5 protein-coding genes are annotated in these 6,360 nt (G+C 71.8%); 3 read left to right on the forward strand and 2 right to left on the reverse strand.

The features are described 5' to 3' along the window. Window positions 1-21: 21 nt before the first annotated feature. On the forward strand, window positions 22-756 hold the full coding sequence (locus tag ACGF4C_RS28535; RefSeq protein WP_393569776.1) for an HAD family hydrolase: 735 nt from the start codon (window positions 22-24) through the stop codon (window positions 754-756). Window positions 757-830: 74 nt separating this feature from the next. Here ACGF4C_RS28535 and ACGF4C_RS28540 read toward each other — a convergent pair whose 3' ends face one another. After that, the gene (locus tag ACGF4C_RS28540) at window positions 831-1,913 is read right to left on the reverse strand and encodes a sugar ABC transporter substrate-binding protein (protein ID WP_393569778.1); all 1,083 of its coding nucleotides are present in this window, start codon (window positions 1,911-1,913) and stop codon (window positions 831-833) included. Window positions 1,914-2,342: 429 nt separating this feature from the next. Then, the gene (locus tag ACGF4C_RS28545) at window positions 2,343-3,638 is read right to left on the reverse strand and encodes a PucR family transcriptional regulator (protein WP_393569780.1); all 1,296 of its coding nucleotides are present in this window, start codon (window positions 3,636-3,638) and stop codon (window positions 2,343-2,345) included. A gap of 175 nt (window positions 3,639-3,813) precedes the next feature. Between ACGF4C_RS28545 and ACGF4C_RS28550 the strand changes: the two genes are divergently transcribed. Beyond that, window positions 3,814-4,983: a lactate 2-monooxygenase gene (locus ACGF4C_RS28550; RefSeq protein WP_393569782.1), complete on the forward strand. Its 1,170-nt coding sequence runs from the start codon at window positions 3,814-3,816 to the stop codon at window positions 4,981-4,983. 110 nt (window positions 4,984-5,093) lie between these two features. Beyond that, window positions 5,094-6,107 carry a 2-hydroxyacid dehydrogenase gene (locus tag ACGF4C_RS28555; protein ID WP_393569784.1) on the forward strand — a complete coding sequence of 338 codons (1,014 nt, stop codon included), beginning with the start codon at window positions 5,094-5,096 and terminating at the stop codon, window positions 6,105-6,107. Window positions 6,108-6,360: the final 253 nt, after the last annotated feature.

Here is a 6,360-nt window from a genome sequence, read left to right on the forward strand (position 1 = left end):
CGTCTTGGCATGCTGGAGGGCATGAGCGCCTCCCCCGCCTCCCCGGTCACGCCCACCCCGGTGATCTTCGATCTCGACGGCACGCTGGTGGACAGCGAGCCGAACTACTACGAGGCGGGGCGGCGGCTGCTGGCCGGCTACGACGTGCCGGACTACAGCTGGGAGCAGCACGCCCGCTTCATCGGCATCGGGACGCGGGAGACGCTGGAGATCCTCGGCGCGGAGTTCGGGATCGACGCGCCCGTGGACGAGCTCCTGGCGGGCCAGAACCGGCTCTATCTGGAGCTGGCGCGGGCACACACCGAGGTCTTTCCGGAAATGCGCCGCCTGGTCCGGCGGCTGTCGGCGGCCGGGCATCCGATGGCGGTGGCGTCCGGTTCCTCGCGGGCCGCGATCGAGGTGGTGCTGGCGGGGACGGGGCTCGACGGGCTGCTGCCGACGGTCGTGTCGGCGGAGGAGGTGGCGCGCGGCAAGCCGGAACCCGATGTGTTCCTGGAGGCGGCGCGCCGGCTGGCGGTCGCGCCCGCGGACTGTGTGGTGCTGGAGGACGCGGCGCCCGGTGCGCTCGCGGCCGCCCGGGCCGGAATGCGGTGCATCGCGGTCCCGTACGTGCCCGGCACGGCCGACGACCCGGGCTTCGCGGGCGCCGGGCTGCTGTTCCGGGGCGGCCAGCGGGACTTCACCGCCCGGGCCGCGTACGAGTGGCTGGGGCGGGCGGCGGGGCAGCCGGTGGGAGAGGCCGCGCGGCCGTCCTGACGGTCCGCCGGACGGCCACGCTCCGGGCCGAGGCGCGGAGCATGGCCGTCCCGGTCAACCGGCCTGCGGCGGGGTCACTCCAGGCCGAGCGACTTGCAGGCGGAGGCGAGGTCGTCGGCGCAGAGCAGATCGACACGGACCACGCCGTCACGGACGACGGTGTCCTTCAGGTTCTTCCGGTCGACGAGCTGTGCCTTGAACAGCCGGGCCGGGATGCCCGCCTTGCTGCTACTGGTCACGACGGTGGAGGTCAGCGAGCTGATCTTCTTGCCACGGAGCAGCCGGAAGGCGATTTCTGCGGCCGTTTCGGCTTCCGGCCGGACTTCCTTGTAAATGGTGAAGGACTGGGTGCCGGCGAGCACGCGCTGGAGGGCGGGGAGTTCGGCATCCTGGCCACCCAGCGGAATGTTCTTGAGGCCCGCCGACTTGAGTGCCTCGGCGATACCGCCGGCCATACCGTCGTTGGCGGAGTAGACCGCGTCGAATCCCTGCGCGCCGCGCGCCTTGATGACGTCGGACATCTTCTTCTTGGCGGTCATCGCGGACCAGTCGGGGATGTCCTTCTCATAAACGATCTTGTGGATCTTGCCGTCGAGGACGTCATGCGCGCCCTTCTTGTAGGCCGGCGCATTCGGGTCGGTCGGCGAACCGTTCATCATGACGATGTCGGAGTTGGCCGCCTGCGATCCGAGCGCGTCGAGAATGCCCTGCCCCTGGAGCCGGCCGATCTTCTCGTTGTCGTAGGAGACGTACGCCGCGACGTCGCCCTCGGCGAGCCGGTCGTAGGCGATGACCTTGACGCCCTTCTTGGCGGCCGCGTCCACCCAGCTCTTGGCCGCCTGGGAGTCGACCGGGTCAAGGATGATGACCTTGACACCCTTCTTCACCAGGGCGTCGAACTGCCTTTTCTGGGTGCTGACTTGCTGCTCGGCGTTGCTGTAATCCACTTTGCATTCGAGGCAGAGGGAGGCCACCCGCGACGTAATGATGCGGCGGTCGAACTTCTCGTACCGGTCCGCCTTGTTCTCCGGGAGGAGCAGACCGATGGAGTCCTTGCCGGCACCCGCGTCCTGGTGATCTTGGCCGCAGGCCGCCAATGGCGCCGCAAGAGAAAGCGCCATTGCGCCGGTGAGCGCACGCCGCATTATTGCATTCATTTTTTCGGTACCTCCCACTGGGGCCGCCTGACCCGGCCCAGAACGGCTGAAGTGAACGCCACCACCTGCCCGATCGTCAAGAATCGAAGCAATAACGATGCGAAAGCGGAGTGCGCATTGAGTCTCCGAAGGAAGCAGGAGTCCGGATACGCGGAGTGAACTCTCCGCCCCTATCGGACCGCCAGAACTTCAACCCACCTGCACCGGGCCGGAGTTACCTGGTCACCCTGAGTGAACATCAACTTCGCTGTTATGTACATCGAGGCGGCGACTCATCCCCTTTTTCCCGCGGACCGCACATGGCGAGCTATCGGCGCAAAAGGTCCGTTTAGCGAGAGACACGCTTTCCTGGCATCTTTCGCTCCTTGCTTCCCCTATTTCTGGGAGGTCGCCTTTCACATCGGAAGTGGCGGCCCACCCGATAGGCGGTCAGTGGCCGATGGTGCGTGCGATGTCCAGGGTGAGCCGCTGCCACGGGTCGCGGGGGTCGCGTCCGGTGAGGTCCCCGATGCGGCGCAGGCGGTAGCGCAACGACTGCGGGTGAAGGCCCAGCCTGCGGGCGGCGGCATTCGCGGAGCCGGTGTCGAGGTAGGCGGTGAGCGCGTCCAGGAGGTGCCGCCGCCCGGGGTGCAGAAGCGGACCGAGCACCAACCGGGCGATCTGGTCGGGCGTGGTGGCGGGGCGGCCGGCGAGGAGCGCGAGGACCTGGGCGTCCCCGTCGGTGAGGAGGCGTGCGGGGTGGTGGGCGTGCGCGGGGGCGGTGTCCAGGGCGTCGGCCGCGAGGCGGTGGGCCACGGCGATCCGCTCCAGGCTCTCCCCGCAGATCGCGCAGCCGCGCAGCGCCCGCGCACGCAGCGCCGCGGGCACGGCCGCTTCGGCGCCGGCCGGGAGCAGCAGGACGAGGCGGGATCCCCGTACCGTGGCCAGCGCGGTGATGTCGGACGGCCCCGCGCTCCCGTGACCGGTCAGGGCCGCGAGCAGCTCGTCCGCCGGCTCCCCCGGGACGGCCGGCCCGGTGTCCACGCCGGCCGGTGACGGCGGCGCGGAGGCCCGGCCCGGGTGGACCGGTTGGCCCGGTTGGCCCGGTTGAAGGGGTTCAGCCGGTTCGGTCGGTCCGGCCGGTTCGATCGCTTCAACCAGTACGGCCGGTTCGGCCACCAGCAGGCAGTACGTGTCCGGGAGTTGGACGCCCAGGCGGGTGGCGCGGCCGGTCAGGGCGCCGATGGAGGCGTGCCGCCCGGCGATCAGGTCGTCGAGGAGCAGCCGCAGCGCCCGGTCGCGGTCCCCCGCGAGGTCCTCGTTCGCGGCCGCGTAGGTCCCCGCCATCTCTTCGGCCAGGGTGTCCAGCGCGGTCAGCAGCATCCGGGTGAGGGCGAAGGCGTCCTCGGCGGTGGGCCGGGGCGTACCGAGGGCGATCTCGTCCGCGATGACGGTCGCCGCGACCCGGTAGGCCCGCAGGACGGCCTGTACGGGACGGCCGTCGGCGGCCCGGGCCGCCGCGATGCCGCGGAACCGGCGCAGATCGGCCTGCTCCATCGCGCCGTCCGTAGCCCACAGGTGCAGCAGCCGGTCCAGCGCCCAGCCGGCGATCGCCCGCACCTCCGGCAGCCGGCGGTCGTCGAGCGCCGCGTACGCCGGGACCTGCGCGTGCACCGCGTCCACGATGGCGTCGACGACACGGGGAGTGGCGGTCAGGTCCTGCCGGATCCGCTCGCGGTCGTTCATCACAGGGTGATAGTCGCAGCGGAAGAATGTGCGCACCACCGTGGACGGATCTTGTCACTGTCGCCAGGATCGCAGGGACGGCCCGACGGACCCGCGGTCGCGTCCCACGCGCGGTCGCCTTCGTTCCGTGGGCCCCAGGGAGACGCGAGAAGCGCACGAGAGGCGGGACGGCCGGATGGCGAAGCACTGGGCGGACTTCCAGTACGAGATCTACCTCAACGGCATCACGGGCGCGGTACCCCGGCTGCCGACCGATCTGACCCGGCTGGAGGAACTCGCCGAACACCGCCTGGGCCCCGGCCCGGTCGGCTACGTGGCGGGCAGTGCGGGCAGCGGCAGCACCGCGGCCGCCAACCGGGCCGCCCTCGACCGCCGGCGGATCGTCCCGCGGATGCTCCGTGACGTGCACGAACGCGACCTGTCCGTCGAGGTGTTGGGCCGCCGGCTGCCGGCGCCGATGGCGCTGGCCCCGGTCGGGGTGCTGTCGATCCTGCATCCGGACGCCGAGCCCGCCGCCGCCCGGGCCGCCGCGGCGCACGGCGTCCCGTACATCCTGTCCTCCGCCTCCAGCACCCCCATGGAGCAGGTCGCCGAGGCGATGGGCGACGGGGAGCGGTGGTTCCAGCTGTACTGGGCGAAGGACCGCGAGGTCACCCGGAGCTTTCTGCAACGGGCGAAAGCGGCGGGTTTCACCGCGCTGTTCGTCACCCTCGACACCCCGCTCCTCGCCTGGCGGCCGCGCGACCTCGACCAGGCGTACCTGCCGTTCCTGCACGGGGTGGGCACCGCCAACTACTTCTCCGACCCCGCCTTCCGGGCCGGGCTCGCCAGGCCGGTCCACGAGGACCCGAACGCGGCCGTGATGCACTTCGTGGGGATGTTCGCCGACCCCGCCAAGACCTGGCCCGACCTGGCGTTCCTGCGGGACAACTGGGACGGCCCGATCGTGCTCAAGGGCATCCTGCACCCGGACGACGCGCTGCGGGCGGCCGACGCCGGCGTGGACGGCGTGGTCGTCTCGAACCACGGCGGCCGTCAGGTGGCGGGCTCGGTCGCCGCCGCGGACGCGTTGCCCCGCGTCGTCGAGGCGGCCGGCGACCGGCTCACCGTGCTCTTCGACAGCGGTGTCCGCACCGGCGACGACATCGTCAAGGCGCTGGCGCTCGGCGCGGAATCGGTGCTGGTCGGGCGCCCGTACGCCTACGGTCTCGGCCTCGACGGCCAGGCCGGCGTCGAGCACGTGATCCGCTGCCTGCTCGCCGAATTCGACCTCACCCTCGCCCTGTCCGGGCATGCCCGCCCCGGCACGCTGACCGCCGACGACCTCACCACGGCGTCCGCGTAACCGCCGGTCCCCGCACCGGTCGCGCCTCCTGCGCGCCCCGCACCCACGCCCCCACCCCACCTTCCGCATGACACCGCAACACCACCCCATGACCACCCCATGACCACCGCATGACCACCGCGGCGCACACCGCGCCCGACACCGAGAGGCCCGCCATGAAGAACGTCCTCGCCGTCATCTCCCCGCACGTGGGCGGCCGCGCCGCCGGCGCCGCGCTGGCCGGCGTCTTTCCCGGCCAGGCCCGGGTCACCGTCGTCGAGAGCACCGACGAGGACCCCGCGGCGCTGGCCGCGGCGCACGTCATCATCACCGGCCTCGGCCCCGTTACGGCCGAACACCTCGCCGCCGCACCGGAGTTGGAGCTGGTCCAGTGCGCCAGCCACGGCTTCGACTATGTCGATCTGGCCGCCGCGCGCGAGCGGCGCGTCCCGGTCTGCAACATCGGCTCCAGCGGCGCCGAGAAGCAGAACGTGGCCGAGCAGACCTTCGCCCTGATGCTCGCGCTCGCCAAGCAGCTGGTCCCCGCCCATACGGCGCTGACCGAGGCGGACTGGGCACTGCCGCGTCTGCAGCAGTCGATCACCGAACTGTCCGGGAAGACCCTCGGCATCATCGGCCTGGGCCACATCGGGGCGGAGGTGGCGCGGCGCGCCGTTGCGTTCGACATGAGCATCGTCTACGCCGGGCCGCGGCCGGTCGACCCGGAAACCGCGGCCCGGCTCGGCGGGGCCCGCCATGTGGACCTGGACGAGCTGCTCCGCACGTCGGACTACGTGAGCCTGCACGCCCCGCTCACCGAGGCGACCCGGCACCTGCTGGACGCCGAGCGGCTGGCCCTGCTGAAGCCGACCGCCTTCGTCATCAACACCGCACGCGGCGCCCTGATCGACCAGGACGCCCTCGCGGACGCGCTGGCCGCCGGGACCCTGGCCGGCGCCGGCATCGACGTCTTCGACCCCGAACCGCCCACCGCGGCCCTCCGGCTCCTCAAGGCCCCGAACGTCGTCCTCTCCCCCCACGTCGCGGGCGTCACCCGCGAAACACTGGTCCGCATCGCCCTGGCGGCCGTCCAAAACGTCCTCACCCACCTGGAGGGCCACGCGCTGCGCGACGTCGTCAGCTAAGGCTGATCCCCCCACGTACCTGGCTGACCCGCCGCGGGGCTTGCTCGCCGTTGCGCTTTGCGGCGCCCCGCACGTAGCTGTCTGCGGCGCCGCGGGGCTTGATCGCCGTTGCGCGCTTTGCGGCGCCCCGCACGTACTTGTCTTTCCCGCCGCGGGTGGTCTCGCCGTTGCGCCTGCGGCGGGCTGGGTGGGTGTCGGGTGCGGTGACGGGCCTCCGGGGCCGGTGTTTGGGACTGCTGACGCTTTACGTCCC

This window comes from Streptomyces sp. NPDC048197, assembly GCF_043202395.1.
Classification (GTDB): domain Bacteria; phylum Actinomycetota; class Actinomycetes; order Streptomycetales; family Streptomycetaceae; genus Streptomyces; species Streptomyces siderophoricus.